General features: G+C 67.7%; 20 protein-coding genes. 8 read left to right on the top strand and 12 right to left on the bottom strand.

The window, feature by feature from the left end; genetic code table 11:
• Positions 1-46: 46 nt before the first annotated feature.
• A complete protein-coding gene (locus DIR46_RS17875; RefSeq protein ID WP_109346443.1) occupies positions 47-283 on the top strand; it encodes a hypothetical protein in 237 nt (78 codons plus the stop codon).
• Here DIR46_RS17875 and DIR46_RS17880 read toward each other — a convergent pair.
• Positions 280-1,779, bottom strand: a complete 1,500-nt coding sequence (locus DIR46_RS17880; protein WP_109346444.1) for a class I adenylate-forming enzyme family protein — start codon at positions 1,777-1,779, stop codon at positions 280-282. The two genes, DIR46_RS17875 and DIR46_RS17880, sit on opposite strands and share 4 nt — an antisense overlap.
• A gap of 197 nt (positions 1,780-1,976) precedes the next feature.
• Between DIR46_RS17880 and DIR46_RS17885 the strand changes: the two genes are divergently transcribed.
• Genes DIR46_RS17885 through DIR46_RS17900 form a run of 4 tightly spaced genes read left to right on the top strand, consistent with a single transcriptional unit; the run spans position 1,977 to position 5,055 of the window.
• Complete coding sequence (locus tag DIR46_RS17885) at positions 1,977-2,879, top strand: formate dehydrogenase accessory sulfurtransferase FdhD (RefSeq protein WP_205289179.1); 903 nt, start codon at positions 1,977-1,979, stop codon at positions 2,877-2,879.
• The gene (locus tag DIR46_RS17890) at positions 2,879-3,586 is read left to right on the top strand and encodes an ABC transporter permease (RefSeq protein WP_109346446.1); all 708 of its coding nucleotides are present in this window, start codon (positions 2,879-2,881) and stop codon (positions 3,584-3,586) included. Before DIR46_RS17885 ends, DIR46_RS17890 begins: the two co-directional genes overlap by 1 nt.
• The gene (locus tag DIR46_RS17895) at positions 3,583-4,236 is read left to right on the top strand and encodes an ABC transporter ATP-binding protein (RefSeq protein ID WP_109346447.1); all 654 of its coding nucleotides are present in this window, start codon (positions 3,583-3,585) and stop codon (positions 4,234-4,236) included. The genes DIR46_RS17890 and DIR46_RS17895 overlap by 4 nt, the downstream gene beginning before the upstream one ends.
• Before the next feature lie 15 nt (positions 4,237-4,251).
• Positions 4,252-5,055, top strand: coding sequence for an ABC transporter substrate-binding protein (locus tag DIR46_RS17900; protein ID WP_109346448.1), 804 nt, complete (start codon positions 4,252-4,254; stop codon positions 5,053-5,055).
• An 18-nt stretch (positions 5,056-5,073) separates the two neighbouring features.
• Here the strand turns inward: DIR46_RS17900 and DIR46_RS17905 are convergent, their stop codons facing one another.
• The 11 genes from DIR46_RS17905 to DIR46_RS17955 all read right to left on the bottom strand — a co-directional run bounded on the left by DIR46_RS17905 (position 5,074) and on the right by DIR46_RS17955 (position 16,770).
• Positions 5,074-6,018, bottom strand: a complete 945-nt coding sequence (locus tag DIR46_RS17905; RefSeq protein ID WP_109346449.1) for a zinc ribbon domain-containing protein — start codon at positions 6,016-6,018, stop codon at positions 5,074-5,076.
• Between the two features lie 129 nt (positions 6,019-6,147).
• Positions 6,148-8,562, bottom strand: coding sequence for a catalase (locus tag DIR46_RS17910; protein WP_109346450.1), 2,415 nt, complete (start codon positions 8,560-8,562; stop codon positions 6,148-6,150).
• A 168-nt stretch (positions 8,563-8,730) separates the two neighbouring features.
• Positions 8,731-10,194 carry a ribonuclease G gene (gene rng, locus DIR46_RS17915; protein WP_109346451.1) on the bottom strand — a complete coding sequence of 488 codons (1,464 nt, stop codon included), beginning with the start codon at positions 10,192-10,194 and terminating at the stop codon, positions 8,731-8,733.
• A 68-nt stretch (positions 10,195-10,262) separates the two neighbouring features.
• On the bottom strand, positions 10,263-10,880 hold the full coding sequence (locus DIR46_RS17920) for a Maf family protein (protein WP_109346452.1): 618 nt from the start codon (positions 10,878-10,880) through the stop codon (positions 10,263-10,265).
• Between the two features lie 42 nt (positions 10,881-10,922).
• Positions 10,923-11,393: a 23S rRNA (pseudouridine(1915)-N(3))-methyltransferase RlmH gene (rlmH, locus tag DIR46_RS17925; protein ID WP_109346453.1), complete on the bottom strand. Its 471-nt coding sequence runs from the start codon at positions 11,391-11,393 to the stop codon at positions 10,923-10,925.
• Positions 11,394-11,401: 8 nt separating this feature from the next.
• On the bottom strand, positions 11,402-12,124 hold the full coding sequence (gene rsfS, locus DIR46_RS17930) for a ribosome silencing factor (RefSeq protein WP_109346454.1): 723 nt from the start codon (positions 12,122-12,124) through the stop codon (positions 11,402-11,404).
• Complete coding sequence (locus DIR46_RS17935; protein ID WP_109346455.1) at positions 12,124-12,810, bottom strand: nicotinate-nucleotide adenylyltransferase; 687 nt, start codon at positions 12,808-12,810, stop codon at positions 12,124-12,126. Before DIR46_RS17935 ends, rsfS begins: the two co-directional genes overlap by 1 nt.
• Positions 12,807-13,718 (bottom strand): oxygen-dependent coproporphyrinogen oxidase, encoded by a 912-nt coding sequence (gene hemF / locus DIR46_RS17940; protein ID WP_109346456.1) that lies wholly within the window; start codon positions 13,716-13,718, stop codon positions 12,807-12,809. Before hemF ends, DIR46_RS17935 begins: the two co-directional genes overlap by 4 nt.
• Before the next feature lie 108 nt (positions 13,719-13,826).
• Positions 13,827-15,092 (bottom strand): phosphoribosylamine--glycine ligase, encoded by a 1,266-nt coding sequence (gene purD, locus DIR46_RS17945; protein ID WP_109346457.1) that lies wholly within the window; start codon positions 15,090-15,092, stop codon positions 13,827-13,829.
• A 12-nt stretch (positions 15,093-15,104) separates the two neighbouring features.
• On the bottom strand, positions 15,105-15,830 hold the full coding sequence (locus DIR46_RS17950) for a YebC/PmpR family DNA-binding transcriptional regulator (RefSeq protein ID WP_005665525.1): 726 nt from the start codon (positions 15,828-15,830) through the stop codon (positions 15,105-15,107).
• Between the two features lie 118 nt (positions 15,831-15,948).
• Positions 15,949-16,770 (bottom strand): DUF2182 domain-containing protein, encoded by an 822-nt coding sequence (locus DIR46_RS17955; RefSeq protein WP_162819555.1) that lies wholly within the window; start codon positions 16,768-16,770, stop codon positions 15,949-15,951.
• A 343-nt stretch (positions 16,771-17,113) separates the two neighbouring features.
• Between DIR46_RS17955 and DIR46_RS17965 the strand changes: the two genes are divergently transcribed.
• Genes DIR46_RS17965 through DIR46_RS26970 form a run of 3 tightly spaced genes read left to right on the top strand, consistent with a single transcriptional unit; the run spans position 17,114 to position 18,709 of the window.
• A complete protein-coding gene (locus DIR46_RS17965; protein ID WP_229446295.1) occupies positions 17,114-17,551 on the top strand; it encodes a methylglyoxal synthase in 438 nt (145 codons plus the stop codon).
• A 22-nt stretch (positions 17,552-17,573) separates the two neighbouring features.
• Positions 17,574-18,551, top strand: coding sequence for a quinone oxidoreductase family protein (locus tag DIR46_RS17970; RefSeq protein ID WP_109346460.1), 978 nt, complete (start codon positions 17,574-17,576; stop codon positions 18,549-18,551).
• A complete protein-coding gene (locus DIR46_RS26970) occupies positions 18,548-18,709 on the top strand; it encodes a hypothetical protein (RefSeq protein WP_205288998.1) in 162 nt (53 codons plus the stop codon). The genes DIR46_RS17970 and DIR46_RS26970 overlap by 4 nt, the downstream gene beginning before the upstream one ends.
• Positions 18,710-18,711 lie beyond the last annotated feature (2 nt).

The raw sequence follows: 18,711 nt of genomic DNA on the forward strand, positions 1-18,711 counted from the left end.
TTCTGTCGGCATTAAAATGGCGGCACGTTCAGCAAGGAGAATAGCGATGTATATGGTGTACTGGACCGTCGTCGGCGCCACCGCGAGCGCGCCCCATGCCCGGCCTTTCGACACCAGCGAGATGGTGCCGGCGATGCGGTTCATGGAAGAGCTGCGCCAGCGCCAGCGCGCCGGCGAAGGCGTGCGCTTCATCACCATGTGCTCGGAGCATCCGGACATGGTGGGCCATCCCGGCGTGGACGTCACCGGCCCCGGTTACGACTGGAAGAAGCGGCGCCGCTAGCGGGGAAGGCGGCTCTTGAGGATCTTGCCGCTCGGCGCCGCCGGCAGCGCGTCCATGAACACGATGCGGGCCGGGCGCTTGTAGGGCGCCAGGCGCGGTAGCAGCCAGGCCTGCAGCGTCGCCTCGTCGACCCCGCGCGCCTCGACGAAGGCCACCACTTCTTCCTCGGCCGCCGGCAGCGGGCGGCCCACCACGGCCGACTGCACGACCGCCGGATGCGCGTTCAGCGCCATCTCGACCTCCACCGGGTAGACGTTGAAGCCGGAGCGGATGATCAGCTCGCGCGTGCGGCCCAGCAGGAACATGGCGCCGTCGGGATCCTGGCGCGCCAGGTCGCCGGTGGCCAGCCAGCCGCCTGGCTTCAGCGCGGCCGCGGTGGCGGCCGGATCGCGGTAGTAGCCGCGCATCCGGCCCGGACCGCGCATCCACAGTTCGCCCGCCTCGCCCGGCCCGGCCTCGAGGCCGTCGCGCCTCATGATGCGCACCTCGGCGCCGGGAATCGGCAGGCCGACCGCGCTGTCGGCGCGCGGCGCGTCGAGCCGGGTCTGGCTGACGGTGGGGCCGCCTTCGGTCAGGCCGTAGCCGTTGTGCAGGGGCAGGCCGAACAAGGCCTCGACCGCGCGCTTGAGGACGGGATCGAGCGGCGAGCCGCCGGCGTAGCAAAAGCGCAGGCGCGACGGAATCGGCGTGGCGCCACCATCCGCCTGCGCCTGCGCCAGCAGGCGCGCATACATTGCCGGCACGCCCTGCACGACCGTCAGTTCGCCCGCGCGGATCGAGGCCAGCAGGGCGCAAGCGTTGAAGCGCGGCGCCAGCCGCAGGCAGGCGCCCGCGTACAGGGTGCCGAGCAGCACCGAAGCCAGGCCGTAGACGTGCGAGAACGGCAGGGCGCCCCAGGCGCGGTCGCCAGGGGTCAGGCCGCGCAGGCGGCTCGAGGTGGCGGCCACGTACAGCAGGCCGGCGTGGCTGAGCATCACGCCTTTTGGCTGGCCGGTGGTGCCGGTGGTGTAGACCAGGGCCGCGACCTGGTCGCCGCCGGCGTCCACCGGCTCGGGCGCGCAGGCATCGATCAGCGGGCCGGCCAGCAGGCCGTCCACGCCGTCGGTGCAGGGCAGGGCGCCGGCGCGCGCCGCGTGCCGCGCGGCATCCGCCGAATTGCCCGTCACATAGAGCACGCGGCGCGCGCCGCTGTGCGCCCGCATGGTTTCCAGCTCGCCCTCGCTCAGGCGCGCGTTGACGCTGACGCTCCAGGCGTCGATGGCGGCGGCGGCGAACAGCAGCGCCACCTGGGCCACGCCGTTCTCGGCCACCACCATCACGCGGTCGCCGGGACGCACGCCGAGTTCGCGCAGCAGCGCCGCGCAGGCATCGGCGATGTCCGCCAGCTGCGCGTACGACCATGCGCGGCCGTCCTCGATCAGCGCCGGGTCGTCCGGGGCGCGGGCGGCGCCGTGGCGCAGGATGTCGCTGATGCGGCGATAGTCAGTGGAATGCATGACGGTGAGTGGATCGACAGGGGCAGATGTTATACCGCCTGGCGCGGCGCATCGCAAGCGAACTTGCATGAAAGTAAATGGTTTCAGCCGTGCGCCGTCCCTGGAGGTTTATACTGTTCTTGTAAAACCGCCAACAACCGACAGGAGACAGTGTCTTGGCCAGGAAGGACGCAAGCGGCAACGGGGTGCACAGCGTGATGCGCAGCGATGCGCGCAATGGGTCTCGAGCCGGGCGGCCGGCGCTGTCCGAGGCGCGCGCCGTCCTGACCCACGAGGTGCTGGCCATCGACGAGCGCGGACGCCGTTCCACCATCGCCATCCCGGCCGAACGGCCGCTGACGATCTACGTCGACCGGCGCGAACTGGTCACCCTGATGACCCTGGGCGGCGCGCCCGAGGCGCTGGTGCTGGGCTACCTGCGCAACCAGCGCCTGGTGCGCGCACTGGAAGACCTCGTGTCGATCCAGGTCGACTGGTCGGTGGACGCGGTGGCCGTGGTCACCCGCCACGGCATCGACGACGTCGAGGCGCGCACCGCGAAGAAGGTGGTCACGACCGGCTGCGGCCAGGGCTCGGTGTTCGGCGGCCTGATGGACGAGGTGGACCGGATCGCGCTGCCCGCCGACGCGCGCCTGGCGCAAGCGAGCGTCTACCGCATCGTCGACACCATCCGAACCCAGCAGTCTGTGTACAAGCAGGCCGGCTCGGTGCACGGCTGCGCGCTGTTCACGGGCGACGGACAATTGCTGTACTTCGTCGAGGACGTGGGCCGCCACAACGCGGTCGACGCCATCGCCGGCCTGATGTGGCTCGACGGCGTCGATGGCGCCGACAAGGTGTTCTATACCACCGGCCGGCTCACGTCCGAGATGGTGATCAAGGGCGCCCAGATGGGCATTCCCTTCCTGCTGTCGCGCTCCGGCACGACGCAGATGGGCCAGATGGTGGCCGAGCGGGTCGGCATGTCGCTGCTGGCGCGCTGCAGCGGACGCCATTTCCTGCTGCTGGCCGGGCATGAACGCCTGGTGTTCGAGCCGCAGCTGCTGGATACGCCCTACGTTCGTCCCGACCTGCGCGCCGACACCGAACTCCGCGAGTAATGGCGCTGCTGGACGCCACCGCGCACGCCTTCGCGCTGCTGTTCAGCGGCGACCCGGCGCTGTGGCACATCGTCTGGATCTCGATCAAGACCAGCCTGCTGGGCCTGATGCTGGCCACGCCGCCGGCGGTGCTGCTCGGCTACCTGATCGCCATGCACCGTTTTCCGGGGCGCCGCATCGCGGTCTGGCTGGCCCAGGCCGCGCTGTCGCTGCCCACCGTCCTGATCGGCCTGCTGCTCTACCTGATGCTGTCGCGGCGCGGGCCGCTGGGCGGGCTAGAATGGCTGTTCTCGCAGCCGGGCATCGTGCTGGGGCAACTCATCATTGGCCTCCCGGTGCTGCTGGCCTTCACGCTGGCGGCGGTGCAGGCGCTCGACCCGCGCTACGCCGAGACCGCGATCGCCCACGGCGCTTCGCGCATGCGCGTGATGTTCACCGTGCTGCACGAGGCCCGTTATGGCGTGATGGCGGCCGTGATCAGCGGCTTCGGGCGCGTGATCTCGGAAGTCGGCTGCGCGCTGATGGTGGGCGGGAATATCGAGGGCGAGACCCGCACCATTACCACCGCGATCGCGCTCGAGACCAGCAAGGGCGATTTCGCCCAGGGCATCGCGCTGGGCATCGTGCTGGTGACGCTGGCGCTGCTGATGAACGGCGTGCTGGTGCTGCTGCAGGGCGAGGCGCACAATCCGGGAGCACGCTTATGACGGCGCTATTGACCGTGCACGGCCTGCGCAAGGCCTACGGCGAGCGCCTGCTGTTCGACGTCGCCCGGCTCGACATCGAGAAAGGCGGCGCCTACGTGCTGACCGGCGCCAACGGCACCGGAAAAAGCACGCTGCTGCGCATGCTCGGCGGCCTGGAACGGTGCGATGCCTGCACGGTCGAGTTCGAAGGCAGCCGCCTGCCGCTGTACCCGTATCCACCGGCGCTGCGGCGCGGCATCGTCTACGTGCACCAGCATCCGATCATGTTCTCGACCAGCGTCGGCCATAACATCGCCTACGGCCTGCTGGCGCGCGGTGTGGACAGGCAGCTGGTGCGCGGCCTGGTCGACGAGGCGATGGCCTGGGCCGGCGTGCTGCACCTGCGCGACAACGATCCGGCCCGCCTGTCGGGCGGCGAGAAGCAGCGCGTGGCGCTGGCGCGCGCGCGCGTGCTGCAGCCGCGCCTGCTGCTGCTGGACGAACCGACGGCCAACCTCGACGGCGCGGCGCGCGAGCAGGTGATCGGGCTGATCCCGACCCTGGTCGGGCAGGGCGGCAGCGTGGTGATGGCCTGCCATGACCGCGACCTGATCAACCTGCCCGGCGTGCGGCGGCTCAAGCTGCGCGACGGGCAACTCGAAGTACGATAACCCAGGGAGATCAACATGCAACGCCGTTCACTGCTCGCCGTCTTGTCATGCGCCGCCTTCGCCTCGCCATGGGCGCTGGCGCAGGAAGTGATCAAGCTGTCGACCACCACCAGCACCGAGAACTCGGGCCTGCTCAAGCACCTGCTGCCGGTGTTCGAAGCGAAAACCAATACCAGGGTCCACGTGATCTCGGTCGGCACCGGCAAGGCGCTCGAACTGGCGAAGAACGGCGACGTCGACGTGACCCTGGTCCATGCGCGCGCGATGGAAGACAAGTTTGTCGAGGAAGGCTGGGGCGTGGACCGGCGCGACGTGATGTACAACGACTTCATCGTGGTCGGTCCGCAATCGGACCCGGCCCGCATCAAGGGCTCGAAGGACGTGATCGACGCCTTCCAGCGTATCGCGGGCGCGAACGTCAAGTTCATCTCGCGCGGCGACAACTCGGGCACCGACGCGATGGAAAAGGGCTACTGGCAGCGCGCCGCCGTCAAGCCGCAGGGCGCCAACTACGTATCGGCCGGCCTGGGCATGGGAGAAGTGCTGAACATGGCGGCCGAGATGCGCGCCTACACGCTGACCGACCGCGCCACCTATGGCGCGTACAAAGCGAAGACCGGGCTGGCGATCGTGGTCGAAGGCGACAAGCGCATGTATAACCCCTACGGCATCATCGCGGTCAATCCCGCGAAGCACGCCGGCGTGAACTACAAGGGCGCGAAACAGCTGATCGAGTGGATCACCTCGCCCGAAGGGCAGGCGCGCATCGCCTCGTTCAAGCCGGCCGGCGAGCAGCTGTTCTTCGCGCCGTTGCGCTGACCCTGATCGTCCGCCCCTTCAGCGCGAAGGATCGTTCATGCCGGTCATGCTCACGACCTGGCCATCCTTGGCCACGACGCCATCCTCGAGCACGAACGTCGAGGCGCCGTTGACGTCCGGTAGTTCGAGCTCGATCGTGTCGCCGCGCTGCACGTAGCTGCCGCGCGCGGCGCAGGTGCCGAACATCGGCGTCGGCCTGAGCCCGGACGCATCGGCCAGCAGGAAGAAAAACAGGGTGTCGCAGCTGGCGCCGCGGCCGCCGCTGCTGGCCATCAGGATCGCCTCCTTGCCGCCAGACAGCGCGAAGCTGCGCAGCGGGAACTGCCAGCCGGCGTCTTCGCCGCTGAACAAGACCCTGCCGCCCAGGGTGACGGCGCGGCTGCCGTCGGCATTCGTACGGCGGTCGAGCAGGCCGGCGACGGTCGACAGCGAGGCCGGCAGGTTGTCGGCATTGCTGTCGACGATGCCGCGCGCGGTGACGGCGGCGTCGTCATCGCGCGCCGGCGCTTCGCTGCGCTGCACGGTGACCGTGCGGTCCACCTCCACATCGGGCGCGAGCATGGCCGCGATCACGCCAAGGACGATGGCGGCGATCGTGATGCCGATGCCCCACTGCGACCACTTTCTCTGGACCCGGTTGAAATGTTCCAGGCTCTCCCATTGCTTGTTCTTCCAGGCCATCTCGCGGCCCTTGAAGCCGAGCCAGAACGCCATGATCCAGCCGACGTAGGGAACGATCGCCAGCAGGCCGATCCAGCTGCGGTTGCCGATCGCCCAGATCCAGTTGAGCAGGAAGGCGCCCCAGCTCCAGCCCTTCACCCCTTCGGGAATGTCGCCTTCCGCGTGCGGCGCGGGCGCGGAAGGCTTGTCCAGGTTGACCGGGGCCGTGCCGGCGGCCTTGCCGCACACGGAGCAATAGGCGGCGTCGGGCGCCATCTGCGCGCCGCAATGTGAACAGAACATCGGAGACTTTCCTGCTGGTTGAAAAATCGTATTGACAAAGAAAACGGCGCCGCGAACTTCGCGGCGCCGCTGGTCGATTATAACGATCGGCGCGGGTGGGAAACTAACTCTTTCCCACCGTGGCCGGGATCAGACCGAGGGAGGATCGGTCTCGCGCGCGAACACGCGATGGCCGGCCAGCGCGGTCTTGAAGGCGTCGAGCGCCGCTTCGGCATTGGCAGGGTCGCCCATGACCAGTCCCGGATCGGCCGAACCGTCCGGCAGCTTCTGCGGGATCATGGCTTTCGCCAGCAGGTCGGAACCGGAACCGTAGGCCAGGATCGGCTTGCCGTGGCGGTACTGTTCGCGCAGGAACTCCAGCACCTGGGCATTCTTCGCCAGCGCCTCGACCGCGGGCGCGCCGTCCGGCACGATCACGGCGTCGTACATCACCGACGGCCCGGCCTCGACCGAGATCTCGACGTCGATCGGGTCGCCATCGCGCGCCGTCACCTTGCCCAGCATATTGCCGACCATGCGCGGCACGGCGCCGTCCTTGAGCAGGCTCGCGTACTGTTTCTTGACCGCCTTGTCGTCCACGCCGCTGGCGATCAGGACCGCGACGCGGCGGCCCTTGATGCCGGTCTGGCCCGGACGGCTCAGCAACGACAGCGACGGCGACGGCGGATAGCTCGGGATCGGCGCATCGGTCGCCAGCGGCAGCGGTGCCGGCACCTCCAGGCCCAGGCCCTCGGCCACGCGCGCCACCAGGGTGTCATCGACGTTGGCCAGCAGTGCCAGCGTGCGGATGCGCACCGCCGGCGTCTGCACCCGGGTCAGCTCGAAGCGGAAGGCGTTGACGATGTGGTTCTGCTCGGCCGGGGTCTGGCTCTGCCAGAACAGGCGCGCCTGCGAATAGTGGTCGGCGAACAGCTCGGGCTTGCCGCGTACCTTGTCTTCGCTGACGATGCGTTCCGGGAAGCTGGTGAAGCCCGCTTTCTCGGCCTGGAACGGAGCGCCGCCGCCGAGCGAATTCGGTTCGTAGTTCACGCGGCCGCGGTTGATCGCCTGGCGGTGGAAGCCGTCGCGCTGGTTGTTCTGGATCTGGACGATCGGCGAGTTGATCGGAATCTCGTGGAAGTTCGGGCCGCCCAGGCGGGTGAGCTGGGTGTCCTGGTAGGAGAAGTTACGGCCTTGCAGCAGCGGGTCGTTGGAAAAGTCGATGCCCGGCACCACGTGCGAGGTGCAGAACGCCACCTGCTCGGTCTCGGCGAAGAAGTTGTCGGGGTTGCGGTCCAGGACCATCTTGCCCACCGGCGTGAGCGGCACCAGCTCTTCCGGCACGATCTTGGTCGGGTCCAGCACGTCGAACGGGAAGCCCGCGGCCTGTTCTTCGGTGAAGATCTGCAGGCCCAGTTCCCATTCGGGGAAGTTGCCGGCTTCGATCGCCTCCCACAGGTCGCGCCGGTGGAAGTCGGGATCGGCGCCCGAGATGCGCACCGCTTCGTCCCATACCAGCGAATGGGTGCCCTGCATCGGGGTCCAGTGGAACTTGACGAAGCGCGATTCGCCCTGGGCGTTGACCAGGCGGAAGGTGTGCACGCCGAAGCCCTGCATGGTGCGGTAGCTGCGCGGGATGGCGCGGTCGGACATCGTCCACATCAGCATGTGCGCGATCTCGGGCGACAGCGAGGCGAAGTCCCAGAAGGTGTCGTGGGCGGTGGCCGCCTGCGGCATCGCGTGGTGCGGTTCCGGCTTGGCCGCGTGCACCAGGTCGGGGAACTTCATCGCGTCCTGGATGAAGAACACGGGCATGTTGTTGCCCACCAGGTCCCAGTTGCCTTCCTCGGTGTAGAACTTGACGGCGAAGCCGCGCACGTCGCGTGCGGTGTCGGTCGAGCCGCGCTCGCCGGCCACGGTCGAGAAGCGCAGGAATACCGGGGTGCGCTTGCCCTTCTTCGAGAACGGCGCCGCGCGGGTCAGTTCGCTGAAGTCGTCATAGGCCTCGAAGTAGCCATGGGCGGCCGAGCCGCGCGCATGCACCACGCGCTCGGGGATGCGTTCGTGGTCGAAGTGGCTGATCTTCTCGCGCAGTATGAAGTCTTCGAGCAGGGTCGGGCCGCGCAGGCCGGCCTTGAGCGAATGCTGGTTGTCGGCCACCGGCACGCCCTGGTTGGTGGTCAGGTGACGCTTGGCCGGATCGACGCGCACGCGGTCGAGCGGGTCCGTCGTCGGATTCTCGCCCTCCGGCGGATTGCCGTCGCCGACCTTGTCGTTGGCGATGATCTCGCTGGCGGTGCTGCCGGTGGCGGCATGGGTGGACGGCTGGAAGGTCTCGCCCTCGGTCGGCGTGCGCGCGGCGTCGCCGTATTCGCTGGCCTTGGTGGCGTTGTAGGGGCGGTCGGCCGCCAGTTCCTGTTCGGACGGAATCTTGTCGAGCAGGCGGTCGGCGACCGGGTTGCTGACACCCAGGCTTTTCGGTGGATTGGCGTCCGACGGACCGGAGACGGTGCTCAGGATCGAGCCGGCGCCGTCTACCGGGCTGGTGTGCTTGGAATTGGTCATCCTGGTCCTCGTTGGTTGTGGGGTTAATCAATAACCTCAACAACATAGCCCAGCCAGGATGAAACGAACTGTGGGATGACACACACAGCGCGGATTGAACGATATATTGTCGCTATTATAAAAATAGGGAAGAACTATCGCATTGTGTGGCGACAACTTCCATTGCGCTCACATGAGAATGACGTCGTATTGCTCCTGGTGATAACCCTTTTCGACCTGCAACGAAATGCGCTTGCCGATGAAGTCTCCCAGCATGGCGAGATGCTGCGATTCTTCTTCCAGGAACAGATCGATCACCTCCTGCCCGGCGACGATGCGGAATTCGCGCGGGTTGAACTGCTTGGCTTCGCGCAGCAGTTCGCGCAGGATCTCGTAGCAGATCGTGCGGCTGGTTTTCACCTGCCCCTTGCCCGAACAGGCCGGGCAGGGCTCGCACAGGATGTGGGCCAGCGATTCGCGGGTGCGCTTCCTCGTCATCTCGACCAGGCCCAGCGCCGAGAAGCCGCTCACCGAGACCTTGGTGCGGTCGCGCGCCAGGGTTTTCTTGAGCTCGGCCAGCACCGCGTTGCGGTGCTCGTTGTTCTCCATGTCGATGAAGTCGAGGATGATGATGCCGCCCAGGTTGCGCAGGCGCAGCTGGCGCGCGATGGCGTGCGCCGCCTCCAGGTTGGTCTTGAAGATCGTGTCGGCGAAATTGCGTCCGCCGACGTAGCCGCCGGTATTGACGTCGATGGTCGTCATCGCCTCGGTCTGGTCGACGATCAGGTAGCCGCCGGACTTGAGGTCCACGCGCCGGCCCAGGGCGCGCAGGATTTCCTCTTCCACGCCGTACAGGTCGAACAGCGGCCGCTCGCCGGTGTAGTGCGCCATGCGCGACAGCACGCTCGGGGTGTAGACCTGGGCGAATTCGGCCAGCTTGAGGAAGTTCTCGCGCGAGTCGACCTGGATGCTGGCCGTCTCGTCGTGCACGAAATCGCGCAGCACGCGCTGGGCCAGGCTCAGGTCCTGGTACAGCAGGGTGGTGGGCGGCAGGGTGCGCGCGCCTTGCACGATGGCGCCCCAGGTCTTGCGCAGGTAGTCGACGTCGGCGGCGATGTCGTCGCTCGAGGCTTCCTCGGCCATCGTGCGCACGATGTAGCCGCCTTTTTCCTCGGCCGGCAGCAGGCTTTGCAGGTGGGCGCGCAGGCGTTCGCGCTCGGCTTCCTTCTCGATCTTCTGCGAGATGCCGATGTGGTGGTCTTGCGGCAGATACACCAGCATGCGGCCGGCGATCGAGATCTGGGTGGAAAGGCGCGCACCCTTGGTGCCGATCGGGTCCTTGATGACCTGCACGGTCAGCACCTGGCCGTCGAACAGCAGTTTTTCGATCGGGGTGGGCGGGGCGTTGCCACCGTCGTGGCTGCGCGCTTCCCAGATGTCGGCCACGTGCAGGAAGGCGGCGCGCTCCAGGCCGATGTCGATGAAGGCCGACTGCATTCCCGGCAGCACGCGCACCACCTTGCCCAGATAGACGTTCCCCGCCAACCCGCGCGTGAGCGTGCGCTCGATGTGCAGCTCCTGTACCGCGCCCTGCAGGATCAGCGCGACGCGCGTTTCCTGCGGTGTGATGTTGATGAGGATGTCTTCGTTCATGGACCCTGCCGTGCGTATTGTTCAGGGTGACATGATACACGCGCCGGCCCTGCGGCCGAAGCGGGCGATCAGATTGCCAAACCCGCCTTGCGCAGCAGGTTGGCGGTCTCGAACAGGGGCAAGCCCATGATGCCCGAATGGCTGCCCTCGATGTGCTCGATGAACAGCGCCGCCGGGCCCTGGATGCCGTAGCCACCGGCCTTGTCGTAGGGCTCCAGCGTGGCGCAATAGGCCCTGATCCGGGCCGGGGTGAGGGTAGCGAAGCGTACGTTCGACACTTGCGTGACTTGCTCGGCCACGTGCTGGGAGTGCACGGCCACCGAGGTCAGCACCTGGTGGGTGCGCCCGGACAGGCGCTCCAGCATGGCGACCGCTTCTCGGTTATCCGCCGGCTTGCCGAGGATCTCGCCGTCGATCGTGACGGTGGTGTCGGCCGTCAGCACCGGGCGCAGCGGCTGGCGCCGCTGCAACAGCAGGTTGAAGGCGAAGGCGCCCTTGGCGCGGGCCACGCGCGCCACGTAATCGTGGACGTCTTCGCCAGGCAGCACGTCCTCGCTGACGTCGACCGCGCGGCCCGGGTCGCTGCGCAGCAGCATCAGTTCGAAGTCGACCCCGATCTGGCGCAGCAGTTCGCGCCGGCGCGGGCTCTTGGAAGCGAGATAGATTTTATTGTGCTGGTTTTTCATCGCTGTTCTTGATCGCTTGTTCTTGACCGATACTTGGCCGCTTCAGACCCGATGGTAAGGGTGGTTCTGGGTGATCGACCAGGCGCGGTAGAGCTGTTCCGCCAGCATGACCCGGACGATTCCGTGCGGCAGGGTCATGCTGGAGATGCGGATCAGTCCTTCGGCACGCGCCTTCAGTTCGGGATCGAGGCCATCGGCCCCGCCGATCAGGAAGGCGGTGTCGCGGCCGTCGCGCTGCCAGGTTTCCAGTTGTTGCGAGAGGCCGACGCTGGTCAGGTCCTTGCCGCGTTCGTCCAGGGCGACGATGCGCACGCCCTTCGGCAGGGCGGCCTCGATGCGCTCGCGCTCGAGCGCCATCGCGGTGGCGGCGGTCTTGCTGCCGGAGCGCTCGACCGGCTTGATTTCCTTGAGCACGATGCGCAGCTCGGGCGGCATGCGCTTCGTGTACTCGGTGAAGCCGGACTCGATCCAGGCCGGCATCTTGTGGCCGACCGCGGCAATGATCAACTGCATGAAGACCCTTACTCAGCGTCCTTCTTGATGCGGCGGATCACCTTCTTGACCGGCGCATCGGCGGCCGGGGCGGCCTTCGGTGCGGCAGTCTTGCTCACGCGCTTCGGTGGCTTGGCCTTGGTCGCTTCGACGGCGGCGACTTCGGTCTTGCTCGGCGCGACCTTCACGGTCTTGCCGGTCGGGACTGCCTTGGCTGGGGCTTTCTTGGCGGCCGGCTTCCTGGCGGCAGGCTTGGCGGCGGTCTCGGCGGCGGCCTTGGTCGCGCGCTTGGCGGCCGGCTTGCGTTCGTTGACCGGCTTGGCTTCTTCCTGCGCCTGGTTGGCGGCGAGGTGCTTCGACTTCGGCTTGGCGGCGTCGGCTTCGATGCCCTCGACGGTCGACTTGCGCTTGGCGGCGCCCAGCTTGACCGGCTTCTCGCCCCAGATTTCTTCGAGGCGGTAGTATTGGCGGATGGCCGGCTGCATGATGTGGACGATCATGTCGCCCAGGTCGACCAGCACCCATTCGCCGGTGTCTTCGCCTTCCAGGCCGACCACGTCGCCGCCCGCCGCCTTGACCTTGTCGCGCACCGATGCGGCCAGCGCCTTGGTCTGGCGGTTCGACGTACCCGAGACCACGGCGATGCGGTCGAACAGGCTGGTCAGGTGGGTCGTGTCGAACAGGACGATGTCCTGGCCCTTCACGTCTTCCAGGGCGTCGACGACGAGGGTTTGCAGTTTCTTGATATCCATTAGTTTTTGTACAGGTTATGTTGTTGAATATAGTCTAGCACTTGCGCCATCCCGAGCGCGCTTGCATCCGCGCCGGATTGCAAGGCCGCACGGAGCTGGCTGGACGAGAGGTCCACATCCAGCGTCGGCGCAAGGCAGACTTTTCCGTGCGCCAGCAGGCGCACGGTGTCGGGCGTTGCAAGCCGCGTCGACAGTTCTTGGGCCACCATCGGTGGCAATGCTTCCTGCGCCAGGTCGTAGCCGGGACGCGTCGCCACGCCCAGGTTGGCAAGGGCAAACAGCTCGCGCCATTCGTTCCAGCTATCGAGCTTGCGCAACTGGTCGGCGCCCATCAGGAACACGATCGAGGTGCGCGGCCCAAGTTCCTGGCGCAGCGCGCGCAGCGTCTCGACCGTATACGTTGGCGTGTTCCGTTCGATTTCCTGCAGGTCGATCGTGACCGGCAGGCTCGGGCTCTTCAAGGCCTCGAACGCCAGCTCCAGCATCGCGACCCGGTCGCGGTCGCTGGCCTGGAGGCCGTTCTTTTGCCACGGCTGGCCGGCCGGCAGGATGCGCAAGGCGTCCGGCCGCAACAGGCCGGCGAACAGCCGCGCCAGCGCGACGTGGCCCTGATGCACCGGATCGAAGCTGCCGCCGAGGACGGCGATGCAGCGGTTGCGTCCCGGCGCGCTCCTGGTGCCGGTCACGGCGCCAGCCAGTCCCGGTGCACCAGGAAGTCGGAATACAGTCGTGCTTCAGGGCTGCCGGGTTCGGGATGCCAGTCGTAGCGCCATTTGACGATCGGCGGCATCGACATCAGGATCGCCTCGGTCCGTCCGCCCGACTGCAGGCCGAACAGGGTGCCGCGGTCCCACACCAGGTTGAACTCGACGTAGCGGCCGCGCCGGTAGGCCTGGAAGTCGCGCTCGCGTTCGCCATACGGCTGGTCCTTGCGGCGCGCCAGGATCGGCAGGTAGGCGTCCAGGAAGCGCTCGCCGACGGTCCTCACCATGGCGTACGATTGCTCGAAGCCGAGCTCGTTGAAATCGTCGAAGAAGATGCCGCCGACGCCGCGCGGTTCCTTGCGGTGCTTCAGGTAGAAGTAATCGTCGCACCAGGTCTTGAAGCGCGGATGCAACCCGTCGCCGAACGGCGCCAGCGCGTCGTGGCAGACCTGGTGGAAGTGGCGCGCGTCTTCGACTTCGCCGTAGTACGGGGTCAGGTCCATGCCGCCGCCGAACCACCAGACCGGCTCCTTGCCGGGCGCGGTCGCCTCGAAGAAACGCACGTTCATGTGCACCGTCGGCGCATGGGGGTTACGCGGATGCAGCACCAGCGACACGCCCATCGCTTCCCAGGCGCGGCCCGCCAGTTCCGGACGCACGGCGGTGGCCGACGCCGGCAGCGTGGCGCCGCGCACATGCGAGAAATTCACGCCGCCCCGTTCGAGGACGTTGCCTTCCTCGACCAGGCGCGAGATGCCGCCGCCGCCCTCGGGGCGCTGCCATTCCTCGCGCAGGAACGGCTTGCCGTCGACCTGTTCGAGACCGTGGACGATGCGCGCCTGGAGCTCGAGCAGCCAGGCCTTGATGGCGGCGGGATTGGGGGAAGACATGAAGAATGACCGGCTTGGAATGAAAAGTGGGCCGATTGTACACCGGCCCACCGAATGTCTACATCTGGCGTTGGTTGGGAAAGGCTTGGGGCCTGCTATTGCAGGCGTTTACTTCACGCCGCGCCAGCCGATGTCGCGCCGGTACTGCGCGCCATTGAAGTGGATCTTCTCGACGCCTTCATATGCCTGCTTCTGCGCCATCTTGACGCTGTCGCCCAGGCCCACCACGCACAGCACGCGCCCACCGCTGGTCTGCAGCTTGCCGTCCACTAGTTTGGTGCCGGCGTGGAAGGTGACGCATTCCGGTACTTCGGCGGGGATGCCGTCGATGACGTCGCCCTTGCGCGGACTGTCCGGATAGCCGGCGGCCGCCATCACGACGCCCACGGCGGTGCGGCGGTCCCATTCCAGCTCGACCGTGTCGAGGGTGCCGTTGCAGGCGTGTTCCAGCACGGTGGCGAAGTCGCTCTTCAGGCGCGCCATGATCGGCTGGGTTTCCGGGTCGCCCATGCGGCAGTTGAACTCGAGCGTGCGTGGATTGCCGTCGGCGTCGATCATCAGGCCGGCGTACAGGAAGCCGGTGAATGGGATGCCGTCGCGCGCCATGCCCTGGATGGTCGGGTTGATGATCTCGCGCATCACGCGCGCATGCATCGACGGCGTCACGATCGGCGCCGGCGAGTAGGCGCCCATGCCGCCCGTGTTCGGGCCCTGGTCGTTGTCCTTCAGGCGCTTGTGGTCCTGGCTGGTGGCCAGCGCCAGCACGTTCTTGCCGTCGCACATGACGATGAAGCTGGCTTCCTCGCCGGCCAGGAATTCTTCGATCACGATGCGGGCGCCGGCGTCGCCGAAGGCGTTATCGGACAACATGTGGTCGACCGCAGCGTGGGCTTCTTCCAGCGACATCGCGACCACCACGCCCTTGCCGGCCGCCAGGCCGTCGGCCTTGATGACGATCGGCGCGCCGTTGGCGTCGATGTAGGCGTGGGCCGCGGCGGCGTCGGAGAATGTCTCGTACCTGGCGGTCGGGATGCCGTGGCGGTGCATGAAGGCCTTGGCGAAATCCTTCGAGCTCTCGAGCTGGGCCGCCTCGCGGGTGGGGCCGAAGATCTTGAGGCCGCGCGAGCGGAACAGGTTGACGATGCCGGCCGCCAGCGGCGCTTCCGGGCCGACCAGGGTCAGGGCCACGCCCTCCGCCACCACGAAGTCGGCCAGCGCCTCTGGTTCGGTCACGTCGACCGTCACCAGGCGGTCGTCGAGCGCGGTGCCGCCGTTGCCGGGCGCGACGAAGACCGTCTGGATGCGTTCCGATTGGGCCAGTTTCCACGCCAGCGCGTGTTCGCGGCCGCCCGAGCCGACTACGAGGATTTTCATATTCGCTACCAATTATTCTTCGATCACGGCGTTGGTGAAGACTTCCTGGACGTCGTCCAGGTTTTCCAGCGCATCGAGGAGTTTCTGCATCTTGACCGCGTCCTCGCCCGTGAACACGGTCTCGGTGGCGGGCTTCATGATGACTTCGGCCACTTCGGCCTTGAAGCCGGCTGCTTCCAGTGCTTCTTTCACGGCGGAGAAGGCGTGCGGATCGCACAGCACTTCGAAGCCGCCCTCTTCGTCGGCCATGACGTCGTCGGCGCCGGCTTCGAGCGCGGCTTCCATCAGCTTGTCCTCGTCGACGCCCGGCGCGAACAGGAACTGGCCGGTGTGCTTGAACATGAAGGCGACCGAGCCTTCGGTGCCCATATTGCCGCCGAACTTGCTGAAGGCATGGCGCACTTCGGCCACGGTGCGGACACGGTTGTCGGTCAGGCAGTCGACGATGATCGCCGCGCCGCCGATGCCATAGCCTTCGTAGCGCACTTCTTCATAGTTGACGCCTTCGAGCTCGCCCGAGCCGCGCTGGATCGCGCGGGTGACGTTATCCTTCGGCATATTCGCGTCCGCGGCCTTCTCGACCGCCAGGCGCAAGCGCGGGTTGGAAGCGATGTCGCTCCCGCCCATGCGCGCGGCCACGGTGATCTCCTTGATCAGGCGCGTCCAGATCTTGCCGCGCTTGGCGTCGGTAGCGGCTTTTTTATGCTTGATATTGGCCCATTTGCTGTGTCCAGCCATGTCGAGAATTCCTTAGACGGTATGCAAGAGTGGCCGATATTCTAGCATAGGCCCCCCTTGCAAATTCGTCGCTGGGCACATCGAAAAACCTGTTGCGCGTTGCATTTTCGAGGCGCCGTCATGGAAACAACAGTCTGGTCCCCAGGGCGAGCAGCGCCAGCCCGCCCGCGCAGGCGATCCAGTGGCCGCTGAGGAGGCGGATCTCGGCCACCACGAACAGGCCGACGACCGCGATCGCGGCCGCGTTGTCCGGGCCGGCGGCCAGCAGCAGGAGCATCAGCAGCCAGCAGCAGCCCAGGCACTGGCGGGCGTGGGCGGCGCCGCGCCAGAACGCGCCGGGCAGGCCGTCGCGCCAGCCGGCCAGGATGCCGGGCAGGGGTGCCCGGCAGTGCTCCAGGCAGGCATGCTTGGCGGGTGTCCACTGGTAGACGCCGGCCGCCACCATGGCCAGGCCGAGCAGCAGGGGGTGGCGCACGGCGCCGCCGTGGTCGGATTCGTGCAGCGTCCATTGGGCGATCGCGGCCAGCAGCGCGAAACCGGTCCAGGCGCCCAGGTAGCCGAGCACGAACAGCCAGGTGCGCAGGCGCGCCCGCTGGGCCGCGCGCTCCCCGGCGATGCGCGCGAACAGCACCGTGGCGCGGCTGGCCAGCGGCAGCATCATGGCCGTGCACAGGCCGGCCCAGGTCAGGAACACCAGGGCCAGCTGGCCGGCCTGGTAGGCCAGGGTGGGCGCCGCGATGGCCGCGCCGGCCGCGCCGGCCGCACCCGCGGCGCCCGCGCCGCCGGCCGCCGCGGGTGCGGCAAGGGGCGCGCCGCCGAGCACCAGTCCACCCAGCACCAGGCCAGCCCAGCACAGGCTGGCCAGCAGCGATACGACGATCAGGGCCAGCAGCAGGAAGCGGTCGCGGCCAAGGCGTGCTTCGACGTCGCTCAGGTTCATTGCGGCGCTCCCGGTGGACCCGTGCGCTCAGTCTTCGAGGTCATGATCGATTCTCCATATTGGTTGAGATGCATGGTTTCGACCGGTCGCGCCTCGCCCCCGTTCGGCGGGCGCGGCCGGATGCGTCTCGACGCCGAGGCCGCCGTTGCCGGGTGAGCCCTGGAGATGACGCCAGCGGTGCAACTCCTTTACCACGCGCGCGGTGCTGCATCGCCGCGATCGCGCCCGTCGCGCCGCTGAACTTCGGCGCCGCCGCCACAGTCTTGCGCCGCACTTGATCGCTTTCAGAACGTTTCAGCGCCATCGTGATTTATATGACCGCGTGGTCGAATGCGGTATTCTTATGAGCGTCCCGACCACACCAACCGCCGCCCACGACATGACCATCACGACCGCCGCCCCACGCATCGCCCTGATCGCCCACGACAAGAAGAAGGACGACATGATCTCGCTCGCCGCCGAGTACCGCACGTTCCTGCAGGGCTGCGCCCTGTCGGCCACCGGCACCACCGGCGGGCGCCTGATCAACGAGCTGGGCCTCTCCGTCGAGCGCAAGCATTCGGGGCCGGTCGGCGGCGACCTGCAGATCGGTTCCCTGCTGGTCGACGGCCTGATCGATTGCGTGATCTTCCTGCGCGACCCGATGACGCCGCAGCCGCACGAGCCCGACATCAACGCCCTGGTGCGCGCCTGCGACGTGCACAATATCCCGTGCGCGACCAATGTCTCGACCGCGCGCCTGGTGCTGTCGCAACTGATGGGCGCGCGCAGCGCCGCCTGACCCACCTGACAAGGGAGTAGCCATGCTCGCCAAAGCGATCCGGATCGCCGCCACCGGCGGCCCAGAAGTGATGGAATACGTCGACGTCGAGGCGCCGGCGCCCGGACCGGGCGAGGCGCGCATCGTCCAGCACGCGATCGGCCTGAACTTCATCGACGTGTACTTCCGCACCGGCCTGTATCCGCAGCCGCTGCCCGGCTTTCTCGGCAAGGAAGGCGCGGGCGTGGTCGAGGCGGTGGGCGAGGGCGTGACCCACGTGCAGCCGGGCGACCGCGTGGCCTATGCCGGCGGACCGCTGGGCGCCTATGCCAGCGTGCGCACCATGCCGGCGCGCTTCCTGGTCAGGCTGCCCGACGCGATCGGCTTCGAGACCGCGGCCGCCATGATGCTGCAGGGCCTGACGGTGCAATACCTGCTGCGCCAGACGTATCCGGTCAAGGCCGGCGACACGATCCTGTTCCACGCCGCGGCCGGCGGCGTCGGCCTGATCGCCTGCCAGTGGGCGCGCGCGCTCGGCGTGCGCCTGATCGGCACCGTGGGCTCGAAGGAGAAGGGCGAGCTGGCGCTGCGCCACGGCGCGGCCCACGTCATCGACTACAACGACGAGGACATCGTCGCGCGCGTGCGCGAGCTCACCGGGGGCGAGGGCGTGCCCGTGGTGTACGACTCGGTGGGCAAGGACACCTTCACCGCCTCGCTCGACTGCCTGCGCCGGCGCGGCCTGATGGTCAGTTTCGGCAACGCCTCCGGCGCGGTCGAGCCGTTCGCGCCAGCCGAGCTGTCCAGGCGCGGCTCGCTGTTCCTGACCCGGCCGACCCTGTTCGACTACATGAGTAACCAGGAAGAGCAGGAGGCGATGACGGCCGAGCTGTTCGAGATGGTCGGCAGCGGCAAGGTCAAGGTCGAGGTGCGCCAGACCTTTGCCCTGGCCGAGGCGGGCGAGGCGCACCGCGCGCTGGAAGCGCGCCGCACGACCGGTTCGACGGTGCTGCTGCCATGAGAGACACGCGCGACGACGACCCGCTGCCGCAGTTGCCGCCGTCGGCGCAGCCGTCGGGCGACGGCGAGCCGAAGTTCGGGCGCCTGCTGATCGTGCTGGTCCTGGCTATGCTGGTGGTGGTGGCGCTCACCTTTGGCTCGGAAGCGTATTTCACCTGAGC

Source organism: Massilia oculi, from assembly GCF_003143515.1.
Lineage (GTDB): Bacteria > Pseudomonadota > Gammaproteobacteria > Burkholderiales > Burkholderiaceae_D > Telluria > Telluria oculi.

Bases quoted from the DNA above. Each gene is read 5' to 3' on its own strand.
- hemF (WP_109346456.1), bottom strand. From the start codon at position 13,718: ATGTCTTCCCCCAATCCCGCCGCCATCAAGGCCTGGCTGCTCGAGCTC.
- DIR46_RS17900 (WP_109346448.1), top strand. From the start codon at position 4,252: ATGCAACGCCGTTCACTGCTCGCCGTCTTGTCATGCGCCGCCTTCGCC.
- DIR46_RS17905 (WP_109346449.1), bottom strand. From the start codon at position 6,018: ATGTTCTGTTCACATTGCGGCGCGCAGATGGCGCCCGACGCCGCCTAT.
- DIR46_RS17955 (WP_162819555.1), bottom strand. From the start codon at position 16,770: ATGAACCTGAGCGACGTCGAAGCACGCCTTGGCCGCGACCGCTTCCTG.
- DIR46_RS17875 (WP_109346443.1), top strand. From the start codon at position 47: ATGTATATGGTGTACTGGACCGTCGTCGGCGCCACCGCGAGCGCGCCC.
- DIR46_RS17920 (WP_109346452.1), bottom strand. From the start codon at position 10,880: ATGAAAAACCAGCACAATAAAATCTATCTCGCTTCCAAGAGCCCGCGC.
- rng (WP_109346451.1), bottom strand. From the start codon at position 10,194: ATGAACGAAGACATCCTCATCAACATCACACCGCAGGAAACGCGCGTC.
- rsfS (WP_109346454.1), bottom strand. From the start codon at position 12,124: ATGGATATCAAGAAACTGCAAACCCTCGTCGTCGACGCCCTGGAAGAC.
- DIR46_RS17890 (WP_109346446.1), top strand. From the start codon at position 2,879: ATGGCGCTGCTGGACGCCACCGCGCACGCCTTCGCGCTGCTGTTCAGC.
- DIR46_RS17895 (WP_109346447.1), top strand. From the start codon at position 3,583: ATGACGGCGCTATTGACCGTGCACGGCCTGCGCAAGGCCTACGGCGAG.
- DIR46_RS17885 (WP_205289179.1), top strand. From the start codon at position 1,977: ATGCGCAGCGATGCGCGCAATGGGTCTCGAGCCGGGCGGCCGGCGCTG.
- rlmH (WP_109346453.1), bottom strand. From the start codon at position 11,393: ATGCAGTTGATCATTGCCGCGGTCGGCCACAAGATGCCGGCCTGGATC.
- DIR46_RS17950 (WP_005665525.1), bottom strand. From the start codon at position 15,830: ATGGCTGGACACAGCAAATGGGCCAATATCAAGCATAAAAAAGCCGCT.
- DIR46_RS17970 (WP_109346460.1), top strand. From the start codon at position 17,574: ATGCTCGCCAAAGCGATCCGGATCGCCGCCACCGGCGGCCCAGAAGTG.
- DIR46_RS17880 (WP_109346444.1), bottom strand. From the start codon at position 1,779: ATGCATTCCACTGACTATCGCCGCATCAGCGACATCCTGCGCCACGGC.
- DIR46_RS17965 (WP_229446295.1), top strand. From the start codon at position 17,114: ATGAGCGTCCCGACCACACCAACCGCCGCCCACGACATGACCATCACG.
- DIR46_RS26970 (WP_205288998.1), top strand. From the start codon at position 18,548: ATGAGAGACACGCGCGACGACGACCCGCTGCCGCAGTTGCCGCCGTCG.
- purD (WP_109346457.1), bottom strand. From the start codon at position 15,092: ATGAAAATCCTCGTAGTCGGCTCGGGCGGCCGCGAACACGCGCTGGCG.
- DIR46_RS17910 (WP_109346450.1), bottom strand. From the start codon at position 8,562: ATGACCAATTCCAAGCACACCAGCCCGGTAGACGGCGCCGGCTCGATC.